14 protein-coding genes are annotated in these 21753 nt (G+C 29.2%); 7 read left to right on the top strand and 7 right to left on the bottom strand.

What is annotated here, in order from left to right; all coding sequences use genetic code 4:
• Positions 1 to 12: 12 nt before the first annotated feature.
• The 4 genes from ACJA22_RS01955 to rplJ form a co-directional block, all read right to left on the bottom strand.
• Positions 13 to 4488, bottom strand: coding sequence for a DNA-directed RNA polymerase subunit beta' (locus tag ACJA22_RS01955; protein ID WP_406617457.1), 4476 nt, complete (start codon positions 4486 to 4488; stop codon positions 13 to 15).
• Positions 4481 to 8161 (bottom strand): DNA-directed RNA polymerase subunit beta, encoded by a 3681-nt coding sequence (locus tag ACJA22_RS01950; RefSeq protein ID WP_406617456.1) that lies wholly within the window; start codon positions 8159 to 8161, stop codon positions 4481 to 4483. The genes ACJA22_RS01955 and ACJA22_RS01950 overlap by 8 nt, the downstream gene beginning before the upstream one ends.
• Before the next feature lie 319 nt (positions 8162 to 8480).
• Positions 8481 to 8852 (bottom strand): 50S ribosomal protein L7/L12, encoded by a 372-nt coding sequence (rplL, locus tag ACJA22_RS01945; protein WP_406617455.1) that lies wholly within the window; start codon positions 8850 to 8852, stop codon positions 8481 to 8483.
• Between the two features lie 31 nt (positions 8853 to 8883).
• Positions 8884 to 9393 (bottom strand): 50S ribosomal protein L10, encoded by a 510-nt coding sequence (gene rplJ / locus ACJA22_RS01940; protein WP_406617453.1) that lies wholly within the window; start codon positions 9391 to 9393, stop codon positions 8884 to 8886.
• A 272-nt stretch (positions 9394 to 9665) separates the two neighbouring features.
• On the opposite strand from rplJ, the gene ACJA22_RS01935 reads away from it, so the two are divergent.
• The 3 genes from ACJA22_RS01935 to ACJA22_RS01925 all read left to right on the top strand — a co-directional run bounded on the left by ACJA22_RS01935 (position 9666) and on the right by ACJA22_RS01925 (position 14400).
• Entirely contained in the window at positions 9666 to 10361 is a 696-nt protein-coding gene (locus tag ACJA22_RS01935) for a leucine-rich repeat domain-containing protein (RefSeq protein WP_406617451.1), read from the top strand.
• 188 nt (positions 10362 to 10549) lie between these two features.
• A complete protein-coding gene (gene dnaE, locus ACJA22_RS01930; RefSeq protein ID WP_406617449.1) occupies positions 10550 to 13477 on the top strand; it encodes a DNA polymerase III subunit alpha in 2928 nt (975 codons plus the stop codon).
• On the top strand, positions 13477 to 14400 hold the full coding sequence (locus ACJA22_RS01925) for a 5'-3' exonuclease (RefSeq protein ID WP_406617448.1): 924 nt from the start codon (positions 13477 to 13479) through the stop codon (positions 14398 to 14400). Before dnaE ends, ACJA22_RS01925 begins: the two co-directional genes overlap by 1 nt.
• A 234-nt stretch (positions 14401 to 14634) precedes the next feature.
• Here ACJA22_RS01925 and rpmG (ACJA22_RS01920) read toward each other — a convergent pair whose 3' ends face one another.
• The 3 genes from rpmG (ACJA22_RS01920) to rpmG (ACJA22_RS01910) form a co-directional block, all read right to left on the bottom strand.
• The gene (gene rpmG, locus ACJA22_RS01920; RefSeq protein ID WP_406617447.1) at positions 14635 to 14754 is read right to left on the bottom strand and encodes a 50S ribosomal protein L33; all 120 of its coding nucleotides are present in this window, start codon (positions 14752 to 14754) and stop codon (positions 14635 to 14637) included.
• A 55-nt stretch (positions 14755 to 14809) separates the two neighbouring features.
• A complete protein-coding gene (locus tag ACJA22_RS01915) occupies positions 14810 to 16462 on the bottom strand; it encodes an IS1634 family transposase (protein WP_406616757.1) in 1653 nt (550 codons plus the stop codon).
• Positions 16463 to 16619: 157 nt separating this feature from the next.
• Positions 16620 to 16772: a 50S ribosomal protein L33 gene (rpmG, locus tag ACJA22_RS01910; RefSeq protein ID WP_406617446.1), complete on the bottom strand. Its 153-nt coding sequence runs from the start codon at positions 16770 to 16772 to the stop codon at positions 16620 to 16622.
• Between the two features lie 198 nt (positions 16773 to 16970).
• On the opposite strand from rpmG (ACJA22_RS01910), the gene secG reads away from it, so the two are divergent.
• From secG to metG, 4 genes are read left to right on the top strand one after another with little or no spacing between them, the layout of a single operon-like run.
• The gene (gene secG, locus ACJA22_RS01905) at positions 16971 to 17216 is read left to right on the top strand and encodes a preprotein translocase subunit SecG (RefSeq protein ID WP_406617445.1); all 246 of its coding nucleotides are present in this window, start codon (positions 16971 to 16973) and stop codon (positions 17214 to 17216) included.
• 2 nt (positions 17217 to 17218) lie between these two features.
• Complete coding sequence (rnr, locus tag ACJA22_RS01900; RefSeq protein ID WP_406617444.1) at positions 17219 to 19411, top strand: ribonuclease R; 2193 nt, start codon at positions 17219 to 17221, stop codon at positions 19409 to 19411.
• Positions 19411 to 20211 (top strand): tRNA1(Val) (adenine(37)-N6)-methyltransferase, encoded by an 801-nt coding sequence (locus tag ACJA22_RS01895; RefSeq protein ID WP_406617443.1) that lies wholly within the window; start codon positions 19411 to 19413, stop codon positions 20209 to 20211. The genes rnr and ACJA22_RS01895 overlap by 1 nt, the downstream gene beginning before the upstream one ends.
• Positions 20201 to 21751, top strand: a complete 1551-nt coding sequence (gene metG, locus ACJA22_RS01890; protein WP_406617442.1) for a methionine--tRNA ligase — start codon at positions 20201 to 20203, stop codon at positions 21749 to 21751. The genes ACJA22_RS01895 and metG overlap by 11 nt, the downstream gene beginning before the upstream one ends.
• The last annotated feature ends 2 nt before the right edge of the window (positions 21752 to 21753 follow it).

Raw genomic sequence — 21753 nt, 5'->3', positions numbered from 1 at the left:
ATTTTCATATTATTAGTTTTGTGTATCGTCGTCGTCATCATAAAGATTATTGTCATCGTCATATGATGAATCAACTTCGTATTCGTTTAATAAATCTTTGGCGTCATCTAAAATTGATCTATCTAATTCATTTGTGTTTTCATCAACGAACATTCTAGTTTCTTTACCTGGGCCATATTTATCCATAAAGTATGAACGAGGATCACGAATGTCATATTTACCATTTTCTTCGAAATTAGAGTTAGTACCTGCAGGTATTTTATGACCTAAAATAATGTTTTCCTTAAGACCTCTAAGTCTATCAGTTTGACCACTAATTGAGGCATTAACTAAAATTCTAGGAGTTTCTTGGTATGATGCAGCAGCTAAGAATGAATCTGAAAGTAAAGGAGTTTGTTTTGCACCTTTGATCTTAACTTCACCAAAAGGAGGTTTTTTACCTTCATTAATTAAACGAGCACTTTCTTTTTGGTATGTAAAGATATCAACTAATGAACCATTAAAGAATTTAGAATCACCTGGATCAGTAATTAAAATTTTACTTAACATTTGACGAATAATAATTTCAATATATTTATCGGCAATTGTAATACCTTGAAGACGGTACAATCTTTGAACTTCTTTAAGAATGTAGTTTTGGACTAAACGTGTATCACCAACTTTAAGTAATTCATTAAGAATAATAGGACCTTCAACAATCTTTTGACCTGGTCTAACTTTGTCAGAAATTTTAACTCTTAATTTACGTCCGGCTTTTACTTGGTATGTCTTAACTGAGTCTTTTTCATCTCTTGATTTGTATTTAACTTCAATAACGATAATATCGCTATCACTTTGACCATCTTTACCATATTGAATGTTTTGGATTTCGCCATAACCTTCAGCAATAACAGCTGGTTGACCTCATGGAGAATCATAAGCATCAATAAGTTCCATTAAACGACCAAAACCACCAGTAATATCTTCAACACCGGCAACACCGCCTGTATGGAAGGTACGCATTGTAAGCTGAGTACCAGGTTCACCGATTGATTGAGCAGCAACAACACCGACAGCTTCACCAATATTAACTACACGGTTAAGAGCTAAGTCTTTACCATAACATTTCTTACATACACCATTTTGTGTATAACATGAAAGTACTGATCTAATTTCTACTTCTTCAATACCTTCATCGACGATTTTCTTAGCAATTTCAGCTGTAATTAATTGGTTAGCACCAACGATTTCTTTTCTGATAAGTTTTTCTTTATCTACAAATTTATTCTTGTAATAAATTGGTTTTGTAGTGAAACGACCTTCGATTCTGCTAAATAAGTTTTCAATAACTGTATTAGTTTTTGTATCTTTAATATCTTTAACAACTACACCGTAGTCTGTTCCACAATCTTCTTCTCTAACAACGATACCTTGCGCAACGTCAACTAATCTACGTGTTAAGTAACCAGATTTAGCTGTGTTAAGAGCAGTATCGGTAAGACCTTTACGGGCACCGTGGGTTGATGAATAGAATTCATAAGCGGTAAGTCCATCAAGGAATGATGACTTAACAGGAATTTCAACTGTTGAACGAACAACTCTTTCGTTTTCAGCATCGGCTTTAAGAATCTTAGTGTTGTTATTCATAAGACCACGCATACCAGCTAATTGAACGAAGTTACTTAAGTTACCACGAGCACCAGAGTTAAGCATCATGAATAATGGGTTATCTGGGTGTTCTTTAGTAACCTTTTTAAGTTCTTTTTCAATATCGTCTTTGATTTGAGCTCATTTTTGAATGGTTGCGTTATATCTTTCGTCATCAGTCATAAGACCTTGGTTATAACATTCTCAAAGTTTTTCAACATATTCATCACCAGCAGCAATTTTTGCTTTAGTAGTTGGTAATGTAATAACGTCAGTAATTGAGATTGTTGTACCTGATTTAGTTGAGAAAGTGTAACCTAAAGTTTTGATTGAGTCAAGTACATTAGCTACAATGTTTGTGTATCTAAATCAAACTCTTTCAAGCATCTTGGTGTAGTCATAAATTGTTCAAATAGCTTCTTCATGTTTTTCTCTAATGAATACTTCTTCAGCGATTTTATCATGTTCTTCTCTCATGATTTTTTCAATGATTTCAACATGATTGATGTCTAAAGCATCACCTTTGAAGTCAATTAATTTAGCACAAGCGTCAAATAAAGCACCTTTATCGTTTAAATTAATTTCATTGATTTTATTAACGATTGAAGCGATGTCTGACATGTTTACAACAGCTACATAACGTTCATAAACACGACGAACAATTTTAGCAATGTCTTTTTTACTTAAAGGTAAATTAAGAGGCATTTGTTCAATAACTTGTTTGAAATCTGTTCCGTATGGTACTACAAAACAGGCTAATTCGTTCTTTTCGGCTGATGTGTAGACAACTTCTTTTTCTGTTGTTACACCTTTTTTATCAACTTGAGTTTCAACATGTTTTCCGAAAATAAATTCAAAACTTTCTGGGAATGATCTGTTGAAAATAAATTTACCAACTGTTGAGATAATGTATTTACTATCTGAACCAACATTTAATCTTGTCTTTTTGATTTCGCTAATTGGTAATACTACACGAGCATGTAATGAAATAATTTTGTTTTCATATGCTCTTAACATATCTTCATATGTAGCAAAGAATTTACCTTCACCTTTTGCAAGTTCTGGATTTTCTTTAGCTGATTTTTCCATTGTTAAGTAATATAAACCAAGAATAATATCTTGACCTGGGTTAATAATAGGTTCACCATCTTTAGGTCCTAAAATATTTTTAGAAGCTAACATTAATTCACGAGCTTCACGAACAGCTTCATCACTAATTGGAACGTGAACTGCCATTTGGTCACCATCGAAGTCGGCGTTGAATGGAGTACATGAAAGTGGGTGAAGTTTAATAGCTTTACCACGAATTAAAACAGGTTCGTAAGCTTGAATTGAAAGACGGTGTAATGTAGGAGCACGGTTAAGTAATACCGGTCTACCTTCAATAGCTCTTTCAACATATGGTCAGATAATTGGATCTAAGTTTTCAACTGCTTTTTTACCAGCTTTAATTGAATTAATGCGGTTGTTGCCTTTAATTAATTCTCTAATAATTCATGGTTCGAATAATTTAGCAGCCATTTCACGAGGAATACCAACTTGGTGCATTTGTAATTCTGGTCCAACAACAATAACTGAACGACCTGAATAATCAACACGTTTACCAAGTAAGTTTTGACGGAAACGACCTTTTTTACCGGTTAAAGCGTCAGAAATAGATTTTAAAGGACGGTTGTCTTTTGAAGCAACTGGATTTGGTTTCTTTCTAGCATTATCAATTAAAGCATCAACCGCTTCTTGAATCATACGGTATTCGTTTTGCTTAATAAGCATAGGAGCGTCTGATTCTTCTCATTTTTTAAGACGATTATTTCTAATAATAATACGACGGTAAAGTTCGTTAACATCACTAGTTGAGTGACGTCCACCATCAAGTTGAACTAAAGGACGTAAATCAGCTGGAATAACTGGTAAGTCATAAATTAACATTGATTTAGGATCTTGACCTGATTGAATGAAAGCATTAATAACTGCTAAACGTTTGTAAAGTTTTGATCTTTCTTGAATTTTAGGTGAAGCTGTTGAGTTTTTAGCAATAGAAGCATTAAGTTTATTAATTTCTGCTTCAACAGCTTTAGCTTCTTTATGTAAGTCAATGTGTTCTAAAAGATATTCAATAGCATTTGAACCGGTTGAAATACGAGCTTTACTAAATTCATGAATAATTTCATTATATTCATAGAAGTCAATACCGTAGTCTTTACCTGTTTTAGAAATTGCATATTGTTCCAATCCAGTTAATGCTTCATCGATAATGCCGTATTCATCACTAGATTGGTCAAAGTTTTCTCTTATTTCTAAAAGTGCATCTCTATAAATAGCGGCAGCATCTGAAATATCAATAATTGAGTTCTTTTGTAAACTTTTAAGACCGCCATCATCTAAAACGATGTGGCTTTTGTAGTAAATTAATTTTTCTAAATCACTTTTTGAAATAGCTCTTGAAGAATCAGCAACTTTTAAACCTAAAAGTTTTGAGATGATTGAGTGATCAATTTTGAAGAATCAAAAGTGTACAACAGGGTTTTCTAAGTGAATGTGACCCATTCTGCTACGACGTACAATTTTAGGTAAAATTGTTGGTCCGTATTTTTGACACATAGGTGTTTTTTCACACTTGTTGCCTTCGTCACTTTTCTTATATTTAGTACCACAAATTGGACATTTGTAATCAGTTGTAGGTCCGAAAATTAACTCGTCGAATAAACCTTCTCTTTCTGGTTTATAACTTTTATAGTTAATTGTTTCAGGTTTAGTTACTTCACCGCATGATCAAGATGTAACATCTTCTCTAGAAGCTAATGAAAGTGTAACTTTTCTGATTTCTTTTTGATAACTTTTGTTAAATGATGAACTATTCATTAAAACCTCCATCTGATACATTGTTTATATCGAAGTGTTGTTGTACATCATATTCTTCTTCATTTTCGGTTGTAATTGTATCAAGCTTCATTCCCAATCCCTTTAATTCATAGCTTAATACGTTAAATGATTCAGGAATACCAGGGGTAGGTAATTCTTTATCAGAAACTAATGCTGCATAAAGTTGATTACGTCCGTTGATATCATCTGATTTATATGTCAAGATTTCTTGAAGCACATTTGTTGCTCCATAAGATTCAATAGCTCATGTTTCCATTTCACCAAATCTTTGACCACCATTTTGACTTTTACCACCAAGTGGTTGTTGAGTAATAAGTGAGTATGGTCCAACACTACGTGCGTGCATTTTATCGTCAACCATGTGGTTAAGTTTAAGCATGTACATAACACCAACTGAAACTGGTTTATCAAATTTTTCACCGGTAATTGGGTCGATTAAAATTTGTTTTCCAGTTTTAGGTAAGTTAGCTTCTTCCATAGCAGCTTGGATTGCTTCTTTCTTAACTCCGCCAAATACAGGAGTTACAAACTTGCAACCTAAACTTCTAGCAGCCATACCTAAGTGAATTTCAAGTACTTGACCAATGTTCATACGTGAAGGCACACCTTGTGGGTTAAGCATAACATCTACTGGTGTACCATCTTCTAAGTGAGGCATGTCTTCTTCAGGTAAGATGATTGAAACAACACCTTTGTTACCGTGACGTCCAGACATTTTATCCCCAACTCTAATCTTACGTTTTACAGCGATTGAAACTTTAATGATTTTATCAATACCATCTTCAAGTTGGTCATTGTTTTCTCTACTTAAAATTTCAACACCGATAACTGTACCATTGTGTCCGTTTTTAACTTTTAATGATGTATCTTTAACATTAAGTGATCTTTGACCTAAAACAGCAGCTAATAATTTTTCTTCTTGACTTGGATTATCGTCACCTTTAGGAGATACACGACCTACTAAAACATCACCAGGGGTAACTTCAGCACCAACAAGTACAATACCAAATTCGTCTAAGTGTCTAATTGAGTGTTTAGAAACGTTAGGAATATCTCTTGTTAATTCATCAGCACCAGCTTTTGATGTTCTAAATTGAATAACTTGTTCTTCAATGTGAATTGAAGTAAGTACATCATTTTTAGCTAATTTTTCGTTAAGAATAACAGCATCTTCATAGTTGTATCCTTTATAAGTAGTAAAGGCAACTAATAAGTTTTTACCTAAAGCTAATTCACCATCTTTAAATGATGAACCATCAACAAGTAAATCACCTTTTTTAACAATGTCACCTTCTCTAACTAAAGGTTTTTGGTGGATAACTGTATCTTGGTTTGAACGTTGGAAGGTTTTGAGTGTATAAGTATCAGCTGTACCTTTTTCAGTTCTAATTTTAATTTTTGAACCATCAACATATTCAACTTTACCATCATTTTTAGCTCTAAAGTTTGCTGAAGAATATTTAGCAATATCAGCTTCAGTACCTGTAGCTACAAATGGAGCTTCAGTTTCAAGTAATGGAACTGCTTGACGTTGCATGTTAGAACCCATTAACGCACGGTTCGCGTCATCGTTTTCAAGGAATGGAATACATCCAGCAGCAACAGAAACCATTTGACGTGAAGAAACTTCGATGTAATCTACATCTTCTGGTTTACCCATAATATAGGTATAGTTTTTACGCATTGTAACTTGTTCGTCAACAATCTTGTTGTCTTTATCAACATTAACAGTTGATTGAACAATGTTGAAACCAAATTCATCAGCAGCTGTTAATCAGTCAACTTGGTTGTAATCAACTACACCATTATTAACTTTGAAATAAGGTGTTTGAAGAAAACCGTATTCATTTACATTTGCATATAAAGCTAAGTTAAGAATCAAACCGATGTTTGGTCCTTCAGGTGTTTCAATTGGACAAATTCTACCATAGTGAGTAGCATGCACGTCCCGAACTTCGAATTGAGCTGTATCACGGTTAAGACCACCAGGTCCTAGAGATGTAATACGTCTTTCATTTGAAATTTCAGCAAGTGGATTAATTTGATCCATAAATTGCGAAAGTTTTGAAGAGTTGAAGAAAGTCTTCATTTGGTTTGAAACTAACTTGTTGTTAGTAATATTTTTTGGAGTAACTTTTTCAGGATCTTTAGCAGTCATTCTTTCACGTGTAGTTTTTTCAAGTTTTGCTAAACCAACATTTAATTGGTTTTGAAGCAATTCACCAACTGACACGATACGTTTGTTTGTTAATGAGTCTGGATCATCGTCTTGTCCAATACCTTCAAGTAAATTGAAGTAGTAGTTAATAGCAGCAATAATATCTGAAACTAATAAGTGTTGTTCATCACCTTTAGGATCATTACCGATAACTAAAATAGGTTTTTTACCTTCATCACATTGTTTTCTGTTTGCATAAACATAAAGTTTAATCATCTTAATACGTCTTTTTAAAGATGGATTTGTACTTTGTTGTTGGTCAGAAACAAATTTACCATAAACAATATCAGCTTTAATTCCAGGAATATCTTCTGATGATAAGAAACCAGCATCGAAGTTCTTTTGGATTAATAAAGCTAATCTATGTGTAATGAATTCACCTCTTTCTAAATGAATAATTGGTTTTTCATCTTCTTTAGCAAAGTAGTCTTTAATATCTAAGTCTTGACCTAAATATGTTTCAGTGATACGATCTACTAAGTTAAGTTTTTTATTTAACATGTAACGACCAGTAGCACTTAAGCTGTAACGTTTTTTGTTAAACAATAAGTTTGGAATTAAGTTTGAAATAGCAGATTCTGTAATTAAGTCACCACGACGAATTACTCTAAATAACTCTTCTTGGTATTCTCTAGCTAAATTGTAAACTTTTTCTTCTCTTTCAGCTTTTGTACCTTTATCGACATCATCGGTCATTTTTTTATCTTTCTTAAAGGTTTCTTGTAAAACTTGTGATTCACCGAATAATGAATAAATAGTTTCTTTTGTTAAACCTAACGAACCTAAGAAAGTAATTAAGTTCACGTTTTTATTTTTGTCGATTTTAATTTTTACTCAGTCAGGTGTTTTAGTAGTAACTTTATGTGAAATTTCAATTCATGAACCTAATCTGGGTAAAATTTCAACTTTGTTAAACAAGTCATCTGATTGTTTGTTACGAACGCCACAACCAAAGTAAGCACCAGGAGATCTAATTAATTGGCTAACGATAACTTTTTCACTACCGTTAATAATAAAACTTCCACCTGAACACATAAGTGGAATTTCACCAAGTAAAACTTCATCTTCTTTAACCACACCTTTGTCTGTAGTTACTTTAAACTTAGCAAAAAGTTTTGAAGAGTAGTTAATACCTTTCGCCTTTGCTTCTACAACAGCGTCAAATTCTTTAGAAGGAATTTCTAAACGAGCTGAATTATTCACATAGTCTAAAGAAACTTTTTTGTTGCTTGAAGTAATAGGATAGTGTTCCCTTAAAATTTCTTCAATACCACTTTTCTTGAATCATTTAAAAGATTCTTTAGAGATAGTTAAAAAATCTGGTACGTTTAAAGTCTTCTTAGTGATTGAGTAATCACGACGAAGTGTTTTAGGACCAAATTTTGTTAATTTGTAATCAATACCATGTGAATTATTTTGATTTAATTTTTCCATACGGTAAGCTCCCCCACAATAATTAAAATAAATAAAAATTAATTACTTATAATTAAACTTATAAGCATTAATCTTAAAATATATAAATATTTTACCAAAAGATTTAAAAATCAAACTTAAAAATTTCGTGTTTTTTTAGCGTCTTAAACTTAGGTTTTTCTTTTCCTAATTAAATTGTTTTGTAGGGTTTTTAGTCAATTTTATTTTTTCTAAATTTGCTAGCTTCAAAAAATCACAAAAATTTTTTTAGCAATTTTTAGAATAAAAAACGCAAAAAGTTATCAAACTTTTTGCGTCATAAATTATGAATTTATTGGAATTATTTTAATTCAACGTCAGCACCAGCTTCAACTAATTTAGCTTTAAGAGCTTCAGCTTCAGCCATAGGAATGTTTTCTTTTACTGTAGCTGGAAGTGTTGAAACTAATTTGTTTGCATCCATTAAAGCGATGTTTAATAATTCTTTAACAGCTTTAACGATCGCTAATTTTTTACCGTTGTCACCTTTAATAATAACTGTAGCAACTGATTTAGCTTCTTCAGCAGGAGCAGCAGGAGCAGCAGCAGCTGCAACAACAGCTGTAGGGTCGATACCGAATTCTTCTTTCATTGCTTCAACTAATTCCATAACTTCTTTAATTGACATTTCTTTTAATGATGAAATGAATGTTTCTTTTGTTAATTTTGCCATGATTAATCCTTTCTATAATTAATTTAATTAATTATTGTTCTTCTTTTTCGCTAAATAATTTTAGAGAAAGAGAGAGTTGTTGTAATGGTGCCATAAGTGAACGAGCAAGAATTGTAAGTGCTTCTTCGTAGTTTGGAAGTGTAGCAACTTCTTGAACGCCTTTAGCATCAATAACTTTGTTTTCAAAAATACCAGCTTTAGGTTGTAATAATTTGAAATCTTTAGCAAATTTTACTAATACCTTAGCAGCAGCATTATCTTCAAGATTACTAAATGCGAATAAGTTTGGACCAACTAAGTATTCATCTAATTGGTAGCCAGCAGCATCAGTAGCTATTTTGAATAATCTGTTTTTGTAAACTTTGATTTCAACTCCAGCTTGTTTAGCAAGCACACGAAGTTTTCTTAATTCAGCAACTGTTAAACCACGGTATTCAGCAATAATAAGTGATTTAGACGAAGCTAATTTATCTTTAATTTCAGCAACAGTTTCTTTTTTAGCTAATTTTAAAGCTGATTCTTTAACTTGTTTAGAGTGCATTAAGATCCCCCTTTCATGTATAAACAAAATAAGTAATTACAATACAAAATTAATGTGAGTGAAATAAATAGATATACACTCGGTAACATTTTTAAGCTTTATGCCGTTACTGTCTTTATGTATTGCGTTTTATATTATATATAGGTTTTAGATTTTTTATAATATTTTTTATATTATTTTGTGCGCGGCAGCGTAAGGAAAAATTATATTTAGGATTTTAAGATTTATTTTATAATTCTAATATTAATTACTTAATTTGTTTAGGAGAGATTATGAATAAAAAATTATTATTAACATCAGCCTTTATGCCAGTTGCCGTTATTTCAACTAGTGCACTTACAATTAGCTGTAAAAATGATGAAAAAGTTGATAATAAAAATGTGTTTTATTATAGAAAAGATGATAAAGCTGGAGCTTGTTATTTAGATGGTTATAACCGTGTTATATATGATGAAGATGGCAAATTAATCATTAACAAAGAAATCAAAATTCCTGCTACTGTAGAAAATACTAGAGTGCTTGGTATTGATCCAAATGTCTTTAATTATGACACTTTTATTGAAAAATTAATTATTCCTCGTACAGTACAATTTATTGGCGATGGAGCATTCCAAGGATGTAAAAACTTAAAAGAAGTAATTTTTGAAGAAAATTCAGAACTTATTACAATTGGTAAAAAAGCTTTTGCTGGTTGTACAAGTTTAACTAAAATTACCTTACCAAAAAATGTTCGTACAATTAGTGATTTAGCCTTTTTTAATGCTTCTAGCGAAAACTTTAAATTAGTTGTAACTACAGAAGGCAATATGAATATTGGCGCCAACGCATTTTCTGGTGTAAGTGATAAATTCACAATCGAATTTACAAAAATAAGTAAAAACAATATTAATTTTTCAGGTGAAAATAATCCAACTTCAGAACAATGAAAAAATGGTTTACAACCAAATCAAATTATTTTTAAGAACTAGAGGTTAGTCCTCTATTTTTTAATGCCGAAAGTGTTATCAATTGATGATTATGTTGAGTTGTAAGGTTTAACTTAACATCTTAGTTAAAAAAGATTTGAATGCTTGATAACAATTTAAATTGTAATTTATATTGCCTGACTTTTTGACTATTTATTTTAATAAATAAGAATAATAAATATAATAATTATATGAATAAATTTTTTAACTTATATAACACTACTGAATATTCATTCTTAGATTCTTTAATCAAAGTAGAAGATTTGGTTACTGAAACCAAAAAACATGGATTCAATGCCGTGGTTTTAAGTGATCATAATAATCTTTTTGCTTTAGGATTATTTTTAAAAAAATGTAAAGAAAATGACATTAAACCAATTATTGGAGTGGACTTAGATGTCGAAAATTATCGTTTTATTTTATTAGCAAAAAACTATGCTGGTTTTCAAAAAATTAATCAACTTTTATTGCTTAAAAGTCAGAAAGAATTAACAATTGATGACTTAGAAAATGATAATATTTTTATCTTAGATCACCCAAGTAAGGGATTATATGCTCAAACTCAAAATAATTCTCTAAATAAATGAAATAATTATTATATTAATTCTTCAGATCCTTCAATTCCTAATTCGATTTTTATTAAAGAAAATAAATTAATGAAAGTTGAAGATTTAGATACTTTAAACATTGTGCAACAATTAGGAAATAACGAATTATCTAACGCGATATTTGATTATTTTCATGACTTTGATTTGGACCCAAGAATTATCGAAAGAATCTATAAAATAGTCGAATCATGTAATGTTGAGTTCCCTAAAAAAGAACTTAGATTAGCTTCCTTTTGTAAAACAGAAGAAGAAAACGAAAAGCTCTTTATTCAAAAAATTAATGATGGTATTATTCAACATCAAAATGAATTAAAACCTTATGCTTCAATTTATAAAAATAGAATAAATGAAGAATTTAAAGTAATTAAATCATTAGGTTTTATTAATTACTTTTTAATAATTTCAGACTTAATAACTTATGCAAAAAATAATAATATTGCTATAGGACCAGGTAGAGGTAGTGCTGCTGGTAGTTTAATTTCTTATTTATTAAATATTACAAATATTAATCCTTTAAGATTTGGCTTGCTTTTTGAAAGATTTTTAAACCCAGAAAAAGTTTCTTGACCTGATATTGATATTGATATTCAAGATGATAGACGTGACGAAATATTTGCTTATTTAAGAGAAAAATATGGTACATATCATACCGCAGTTATTTCAACATTTCAAACCTTAGGTATTAAACAATCAATTCGTGATGCTGGTAGAATTTTAAATATCGATTTAGCTGATATTAACCGTATTAGTAAATCAATTAATTCATTTTTAAATTCACAAACTATTGAAGAAGAATTTAAAAATAATTTAGCTTTCCAAAAAGAAATTAATCAATTCCCTGACCTATATAAACATGCATGTAAGATGCAAGGATTACCACGTCAATATGGTATTCATGCTGCCGGTTTTATAATTGCTGATAAACCAATTATTACTTATGCTCCATGTTTTATTAATGCTTCAAATGTTTATCAACAAATTGAAGTGCCAATGGAATTTATTGAAGAATTTGGACTTTTAAAAATCGATTTACTTGGGCTTAAAACCTTAACCGAAATTAAAAATATGGAAAATAAACTTAATAACCAAGTCCTTTTTGATGATTTAGTAAAACAAAATCCGCTTGAATTACAAGATCCATTAGCTTTAAGCTTTTTAAATAATGGTTATACTGAAGGTTTATTCCAATTAGAATCACCTGGTATGAAAAACACAATTAAAAAAGTAGGTATTCAATCATTTGAAGATTTATATGCTATTATTTCACTTTATCGTCCTGGACCAAAAGATTATATTAGTGAATATGCTGCAAATAGACAAAATCCAAAATTAATTGAAAAAATTTATCCAGCTTACGATGAAATAGTAGCGCCTACCTATGGCATTATTATTTACCAAGAGCAAATTATGCAAATTGCGCAAGCAGTTGGAAATATGTCTTTTGCTCAAGCTGATTTATTAAGAAGAGCAATTAGTAAGAAAAAAGAAGATGACTTAATTAAATATCGTAAAGTCTTTTTTGAAGGTGGTTTAAAAAAGGGATTAAGCCAAAGTGTTTTAAACGAAATCTACAATAAAATAGAGAAATTCGCTCAATATGGCTTTAATAAATCGCATGCTGTTTCGTATGCTTATTTAACTATGAAAATGGCTTATTATAAGGCAAGATACCCTCAAGTATACTTTGCTGCATTAATTTCGAATTCAGCGGGCGATCAAAAGAAAATTCAACTTTATGTAAATGAACTTAGAAACTTAAACTTCTGTGTGTTCTCACCAAATATTAGATACTTTACTAATAGTGCTTTACTTCAAGATGGTAATTTATATCTTCCATTTAATATGATTAAGGGTTGCGGTAATGAAAGCATTAATAAAATTATCCAAGATGTTAATGAAAATGGACCATTTACAAATATGCAACTTCCTGAAATCATCTTGCGTTTAAAATATGCTGGTATTAAAAACAATATGCTTGATATATTAGTAAAAGCTAGTGTATTTAGAGATTTTGGTTATCAAGATTACATTAAACAAGTATGTGATTTTATTGATGATGAATATAACCAAATCGATAAGAAGATTACAACTTATAATGAAGCTAAAAATATTTTAAACTGAGAAAGAATTAAAAATGCTACTAATAATATATTAGAGTTCTCTAGTGAAGATGAAAAAGAAGAAGCTAAAAATGAAGAAGCTTTATTAGGAGCAATTTACAATATTTTCAAAACTAGCAAATACGAAAAAAGATATCCTTATCGTTTAGCTCAACTTAGCAGAAAAAATGGTATTTATAAAACTGTTGTTGAAGTTGTAAATATCAAGAACTTTACAAACAAATCATTTACATTAATCGAAGTGCAAGATAGTTCATTGCAATATGGTTTCTTTGTGCAAAATAATATTTTAAAAGAATTGCCAATTTTATCTAAAAACCAAATCATTGAAATTGAAGTTAGAGTTAAAGATGGCAAAATGTACTTGAATTCATGAACAGGAGTTATTTAATGAAGAACAAAATTGAAGAAAGAATGCTATTAATTGATGGAAACTTTTTAATGTTTCAATCATTTTATGCTTCATATAATCCATATTATCCAGAAAATGTTATGACAGCACCTAATGGTGTTACCACAAATGGCGTGCATGTCTTTATGCAAACTTTATTTAAATTGCTTAAGTTTGCTAATCCAAAATATCTTTTTATAGCTTTTGATGCACATGGCAAAACTAAAAGACATGAAGAATTTGAAGGTTATAAAGCCGGTAGAGTTAAAGCTCCTGTAATTATTTTTGAACAATTTGCAGCCATTAAAGAAATTTTAAGCGCTTTAAATATTAAATGGTTTGAAAAAGTAGGCGATGAAGCTGATGATTTAATAGCTACTTTAGCATTTCATAATAATACTTGCCCTAACTGAATTTTTTCAAAAGATAAAGACTTATTACAACTTGTAGATGAAAACACTAATATTATTAAAGTTCAAAAAGACTATGATAGCTATAATAGTTATGAACTTGAAACAATTGATAATTTTAAAGACATTTACGGAATTAATCCAGAACAAATTCCAGACTATAAAGGTTTAGCTGGCGATTCATCTGATAACTTAAAAGGTGTGCAAGGTATTGGACCTAAAAAAGCAGTTACTTTGCTTAACGAATACAATACACTTGAAAATATTTATGACCATCTTAGTGAAATAAAAGGCAAAACCAAAGAATACTTAGAAAAAGATAAAGAACAAGCAATGTTTTGTAAAAAGCTAGCCATTTTAAACAAAAACGTTGATATGAATCTTAAAATGGAAAATTATATTTTATCTTTAAATGATCAAGAAGCTTCTGACGTTTTTACAAAATATGGACTTCATAATGTAGCTGACCTTTATTTCGATAATTGACTACCTATTTATGGTAAAAAGAATTAGATTCCTTAATTGGAATCTTTTTTTGATGCTAGTGATTTTTTGGGGCGATTTATTAATGATTCGATGTATATTAAGCGCCCTTTATCGCTAACATATAAGGCTAATTAATAGTAAAATTTTGTTAGGTAAATCACAAATATCGATTGCTTACTTTAGCATGATTTGCCTGTTTTATAGCCAAATAAGCAAAAAAGGTAATAAAAAAACACCGTATGGTGTAATATAAAAAAATAATTATTTCTTTTCTTTGTGGTTTGTGTGAGCGTTGCATTTTGAACAATATTTTTTCATTTCGATTTTTTCAGGTGTATTCTTTTTGTTCTTTTTGCTAATGTAATTTTCCCGAGTTTCCAACTTTTACAATGTAATTTTTAACAACTCATCTGTTTGATGAGCTGTTTTTAATAATTTAAAATTTTAATTCATTTAAAATTCTTAAATATGTTTGATAATCTTGAATTGCTTGATTATTGTTGTCGTTAATAATATATTCTTCACTTTCAATTTTTCCGTCAATAATCTTGCATGTTTTGATTGTTTCTTTTATTACATCTTGTAATTTTTTGATTGTGATTTTTTCATCTACAACACCGAGTTCTTTCAAACCTTTGTTTAAATAATAAATAACAAAATTTAATAAAACAAGAGATAAGAAGCAAAGTACGAAATGACCTTCAATATGCTTTTCACTTCATACATAAATAGGTCTTACAGCTAAAGCACTTTTTAAAGCTCTAAAGTTTGATTCTATTTGTCATTGTTTTGAATATAAATTCACAATTTCTTCAGGTGATAAATCAAATCTAGAGGTTTCATAAGCATAATATCCGTCAAACTTTTCATCTTCGATAATTTTGTCATAGTTAAGTTTGTAATAACCTTTACCACCAACTTTTTCGAAGAATTTAAATTTCTTTTGACCGAACATTACTTGATCATGAACTAGTCCGTCTTTATCTTGTCTTTTAATAAAATTATCGATTAAAATTTGTCTATCATTTTTATCTTTTAATGCTCTTTTTTTACTATATGTTACTACCAATCTTCTCTTGTGTCCGTTTGCTCTTCTATTCTTTCAAAACGAATAAAAAGTAGTTTCTTTATATTTAAAATTATTGTCTCCAAAATAGCCGGATTCATCTATTGCAAAGGTCTTTCGGTCATTTGAAGCCGCTTTTAATCTATAAGATAAAATGTAATCAATATCGTTATCTTCTAAGAATCTTATGTTTCTATTTGTACTCATTCCTCTATCAGCAATGAGTGTTACTTTGTTTAATTCATATTGTGATTTTATATTCAAAATAAAATTAATAAATGTTGATGCATCAGCAGTGTTCCCTTTGAATAATTTATAGTGAATTGGAATGCCGTTTTCATCTGTTGCTAAACCTAAAACAATTTGATCTTCTTTGAATTTTCCATCTTTAGAATAACCTGGATATCTCAATCCTTCTCTTACAAAACTTTCAAAATATACCGTTGAAGAGTCGTATCAAATAATATCTATTTTTCTATTTTTATCTTTGATCAATGTATCGTTAACACTCTTTAAAATGTTATTTTTATTTTCAGCTAAATAGTCTAAAGTATTATAAAATGTCGTCTTTTCAACTTCTAAATTTATATTGAATTTGTCTTTATTTTTAAAGGATGAAAGCATGCTACCCGGATTTACAATTCTATTTGAAATCATATATTTTAATAAATCATTTAAATACTTGGATTTTGATACTTTAGCATCTTTAAAAGGATTTAATTTTTCTAAGAAACTGTATAACAAATCATATCCATAATTGAACTGTTTTGTTTCAATTTTAACCTTGCTTATATCTAACTCTAATTGTCTAATTATCATATTTCTATCTCAATCAGTATTGTAGTTTTGAGATAGTTTTTTAATTTTTTCTACTGGATCAGAACAATATTTTTCTCATTTTTCAACTGTACCGATACCGATAGATTTCTTATAACCTTTGCCAAATCCTCCTGAAAGTGCTAAAGATAAGTAAGTAGAGTTCTTATTTTTTCTTGAAATTAATAGTCATTTGTCTTTTTTCATATCTTTATTATACCACAAATTACAATGTAATTATGTTAAAAAATAACTTTTTTTTATTTATATATAAATAACACTGAAAAAAGTAATAAAAAAGAGCTCCAACTTGGAAACTCAGGAAGGTAATAAAAAATACCGTATGGTGTAATATAAAAAATAATTATTTCTTTTCTTTGTGGTTTGTGTGAGCGTTGCATTTTGAACAATATTTTTTCATTTCGATTTTTTCAGGTGTATTCTTTTTGTTCTTTTTGCTAATGTAATTTTCCATTTTGCAATCAGCACAAACCAATGTAATTCCGTCTCTTGCCATTAGCACTCCTTTTTCATATACTAAGCTTTGTATAAACTTGTTATATTATAAAGCATTTTAAATAGTTTGATTAAATTTTTTTACTATGTAAAATCTAGGTTTATAACTACAATAAACATATATATTAATTTAATCAAATATATAAAATCTAATATATAATTAAATAGTTTTATAAATATATTAAATAGGAGGCATTGAATGGCATATACAATATTAGCAATTATAATGTTAATTTTAGCTTTGGGTATTACTATTGTTTCTTTAATTATGTCTCCAGATTCAAATGGATTTTCAGGGGCTTTAGTTGGTTCTGGTGACTTAGAATTATTTAAAACATCAAAAGAAAGGGGAGTTAAGAAAGTTCTTAAGTGATTGATGGTTGCATTTGGTTTACTCCTTATGATTCTAGCAATTGTCTTTTGAGCATTAGCTAGCAAACAATAACCATGATAGATGAAAGACAACTACTAAAAGTAATTCAAAATAATCCAAATATTTCTTTTGTTGATATTGCTAAAAAAATGAATATTAAATACAATATGAACCGCCAATTAACAGATATGTTAATTGATTTTGCTGACCGCAAATTAATTCTAAATAATCGCAAAAAATCAACTTATATAGCTTTAGAAAAACTAGATGATATCGAAGGAACTTTAAAATTTGCTAGTGAAGGCAAATTTGGTTTTATTGAACCTGAACAAGATGAAAATCTTGAAGAAAAAATTAGCTACTTTGTGCCTAATGTTTATTTCGAAGACGCGATGAACAATGATAAAGTTCAAGCAACTTTATATAAATATTACGACCCAAATGATGATAGAACATTTGCAATGATTAATAAAGTTGTTGAAAGAGCAACAACTAAAATTATTGGGGTTCTAGATAACATTAACAACTATTTAACTTTTAAACCAATTGATAAATTTTATAAATCGATGAGTTTTAAAGTTTATAACTCAATCCCAGAAGCTAGAATTTTAGATATTGTGCTTGCTGAAATTGTTGACTTTAAAAAGAAATACAAAGGCATTAACATTGTTAAAAAGATAACAAACACAAATGATCCAATGGCTTATGTTAAATCTTTAGAAGTTTCAAGAAATGTACCTGAAGACTTCCCTCAAGAAGTTTATGATTATGTCGAAGAAAACATTCCAAATGATATTTCTAAAGAAGATCTTTCTAATAGACTAGATTTAAGAAAAGAATTAATCGTAACAATTGATGGAGTTGATACTAAGGACTTTGACGATGCAATTAGCATCAAAAAGAATGAAGATGGAACATATGAGCTTGGCGTTCATATTGCTGATGTTGCTTATTATGTAAAAGAAAATACTCCACTTAATGATGAAGCTCTTAAAAGAGGTACAAGTATTTACCTTGTTGATAAAGTTGTGCCAATGCTACCTTTTAAATTATCAAATGGTATTTGTTCACTTAATCCAAACGAAGATAGATTGACTTTAAGTTGCATTAGTGTAATTGATAAACACGGTAAAACTTTAAAAACTAAAATTGCTCCTTCAATTATTCGTTCTAAGTACCGTTTAACTTATGATAGAGTTAACGAATTCTACTTAAATAATGAGCGATTCGACGATCCTAAACTTAATGAATTAATCAAAAATGCTTTTGAATTATCTAAAATAATTAGAAACTTTAAAACTAATGAAGGATACATTGACTTTGAAATTGAAGAACCTCAAATTATTTTAGATGCTGAAGGCAGAGTAATTGATATTAAAGTTAAACCTACCGGTGAATCTGAAATGATGATTGAAGTTTTTATGGTTCGTGCTAATGAAGAAGTAGCTAAATTTATTACTAAGAAAAAACTTCCTATGCTTTATAGAATTCACGAAATTCCAAATGAAGAAAAATTAGACTACTTTTTAAATGTACTTAAATTATTAAACATTAAAGTTAATGTTGATAGAAACAATATAACCCCATTAAGCTTCCAAAAAATTGTTCAGGAAATTAATTCACAACAGCAAGATGAATTTCTTAAAATGCTATTTTTAAGAACCATGCAAAAAGCCATTTATTCTCCTGATAATATTGGACACTTTGGTTTAGCTAGCGAATGCTATTGCCACTTTACAAGTCCGATTAGAAGATATCCTGATGTGATTGTTCATAGAGCATTATGAAAATTTGTATTTAATCACTCATCAAATCATGAAATAGCTGACTTTAGAGAAAGTCTTAATAAGATTGCTTCAATGAACTCAACAAGTGAACAAAATGCTGTACAACTTGAAAGAGATACTAATGACTTAAAGTATGCTGAATACTATAAATCTAAGATTAACAGCGAGTTTGAAGGGCAAATTTTTAGCATTACAAAATTTGGTATGTTTGTCCAATTTGCCAATAAAACAGTCGCAATGGTTCATTTATCTAATGTTGGAAATGGTGAATATAAACCAAATGAACAATTCACTGAATTAATTAATGAAAATGATCCTAATCAAAAATATAAGCTTGGACAATTCGTTAGAGTGATTATTATCGGAGCTGATGAAACAACTGGTAAAGTTGACTGTGTATTAGCTAAAGATTACACTAATTACTTAAATAAACTAAGGGATGAAATTAACCACCGTAATAATAAAAATAAGGATAATTAATGGATAAAGATCGTAAGTTAGTAAAGAACTCATTAGGATTTGATTCAGACTTGCATATATTTCAAGATAAAGATATGTTTAATTATTCAGTTGATACTATCTTGCTTGGTAATTTTGTATTCTTGAATTATAAAATTAAAAACATGCTTGAAATTGGAACTAATAATGGTGCCTTAAGTATTTTTATAGCTGATAGAGATAGTAAACTCAAAATAGATGCTATTGAAATACAAGCTAAAGCAGTTGAATTAGCTAAGTATAATGTTGCTTTAGTTCATAAAGAAAAGCAAATTAATGTAATAGAAGCTGACTTTAATGACTTTTATAAAACGAAAGCAAAAGAAGCAGTGCCTAAATATGATTCAATCGTATGTAATCCACCTTTTTATGTTTATGATAAATCTAAAGTAAGCAAATCCATTTCTAAAGAGATGTTAATTGCTACACATGAAGTAATGCTTAATTTAGAACAAATTATCGAAGGCAGTTCAAAGATTATTGAACAAAAAGGTTATTTAACTTTAGTTATTCCGGTCGAAAGACTTGTTGATTGTTTTTGCTACATGCGTAAATATAAATTTGAACCTAAAAGAGTGCAATTCATTATTCCAAGAGTTCAAAATAAGCCAAAGCTTGTGCTAGTTGAAGGCAGATATCAAGCAGGTTGAGGAGTTCATTTTCTCCCTAATTTATACCTACATAATCCAAATGAATTAACTAATCATGAATATTTACCAGAAATCAAAGCTTTATATAAACCTATTAAAGTAAAAGAGAAAGAAGATAACGATGAAGAATAAAAAGACTTTTTATATAACTACTCCAATTTATTACACATCTGGTCCTTTGCATATTGGACATCTTTATTGTACAACCGTAGCTTGAACTTTAAGAAACTACAAAAAAATAATGGGTTATGATACTAAGTTTTTAACTGGTGGCGATGAACATGGACAAAAAATTGAAAATAAAGCTAATAAAGCTAACAAAAGTCCTCAACAATTCGTTGATGAATTAGTTGAAACATACAAGCAAATGTGAAAAGAATGAAACATTGATTATGATTACTTCAGCAGAACAACCAGTCCTAAACATATTAAAGCTGTTCAAAAAGTTTTCTCTTGATTTTTAGAACATGGCTTCATTTATAAAGGAAAATATGAAGGTTTGTATTCAGTTGAAGATGAAGAATTCTTAAGCAAAAATCAAGCTGTTTTAAAAGAGGATGGTGAATATTATCACCCAAGTAGTGGGCACAAACTAATCGTGATGTCAGAAGAAAGTTATTTCTTTGAAACTAGCAAAATGCAAAAATGATGATTAGAAAAAGTTCAAAATGAGCCACAATGATTAATGCCTCAAAAAATGACTAAAGAAATGATTCAAAACTTTGTCGCTGAAGGTTTAGAAGATTTATCAGTTACTAGAACCAACATTAAATGAGGAATTCCAATTAAAGAAGATCCTAGACATGTTTTATATGTTTGATTAGATGCTTTATTTAATTACGTTACCGCTTTAGATTTTGATATAGATAATCCTGGAGAAGCTTATAAAAAATACTGAGAAAATGGTGATGAAATAATACATATTATAGGTAAAGAAATTGCTCGTTTCCACTTTATTTATTGAACCATGTTTGCTGAAGCTTTAGGCATCAAACAGCCTACACATATTTATGCTCATGGTTTATTAAGAGATAAAGATGGTAGAAAAATGTCTAAGTCATTAAATAATGTAATAGCACCAGATTACTTACTTCAAAAATATGATGACGAAATGATTAAATACTATTTTATGTCTCAAGTTATTTTAGGGGAAGATAGCAACTTTTCTGAAGAAAAATTAGTTGATATTATTAATGCAAACTTAGTTAATAATTATGGAAATTTAATTTCTAGAACACTTAAAATGCTTAATAATAGTTTTCCAAAAGGTTTGTTTTATAAGCCTTCTAGTCAAAAAATACATCTTGATATTGAACAAGAAATTTTAGACTTTCCAAATCATTTTATTTCATTAATGGATAATTTTAAAGTTGATCAAGCTTTAACAAGTGCTATCGAACTTTCTTCACATTTAAATAAATACATTGATGAAACAACACCTTGAAAACTAACTGATAATTTAGAAGAATTATCATTAGTATTATCTAGATTATTAAATGGTATTTATGCTGTTTCTTGAGCTCTTCAAATAGTAATGCCTAAGAAAGTTAGTGAAGTAGCTCGGGCTATGAATATTAAAGAATTTAAATTAGAAGAAATTAAAAACTTATCTAAATTTGATAATAAAACAATGCTAGATAAATTTATTCTTTATAATAGAATAAAAAAATAGGA

The sequence above is a fragment of the Mycoplasmopsis adleri genome, assembly GCF_045276205.1.
GTDB classification, from domain to species: Bacteria; Bacillota_I; Bacilli_A; order Mycoplasmatales; family Metamycoplasmataceae; genus Mycoplasmopsis; species Mycoplasmopsis adleri.
The sequence above is the reverse complement of the archived record's forward strand: the minus strand, read 5'-3'. Positions and strand labels throughout refer to the sequence as shown.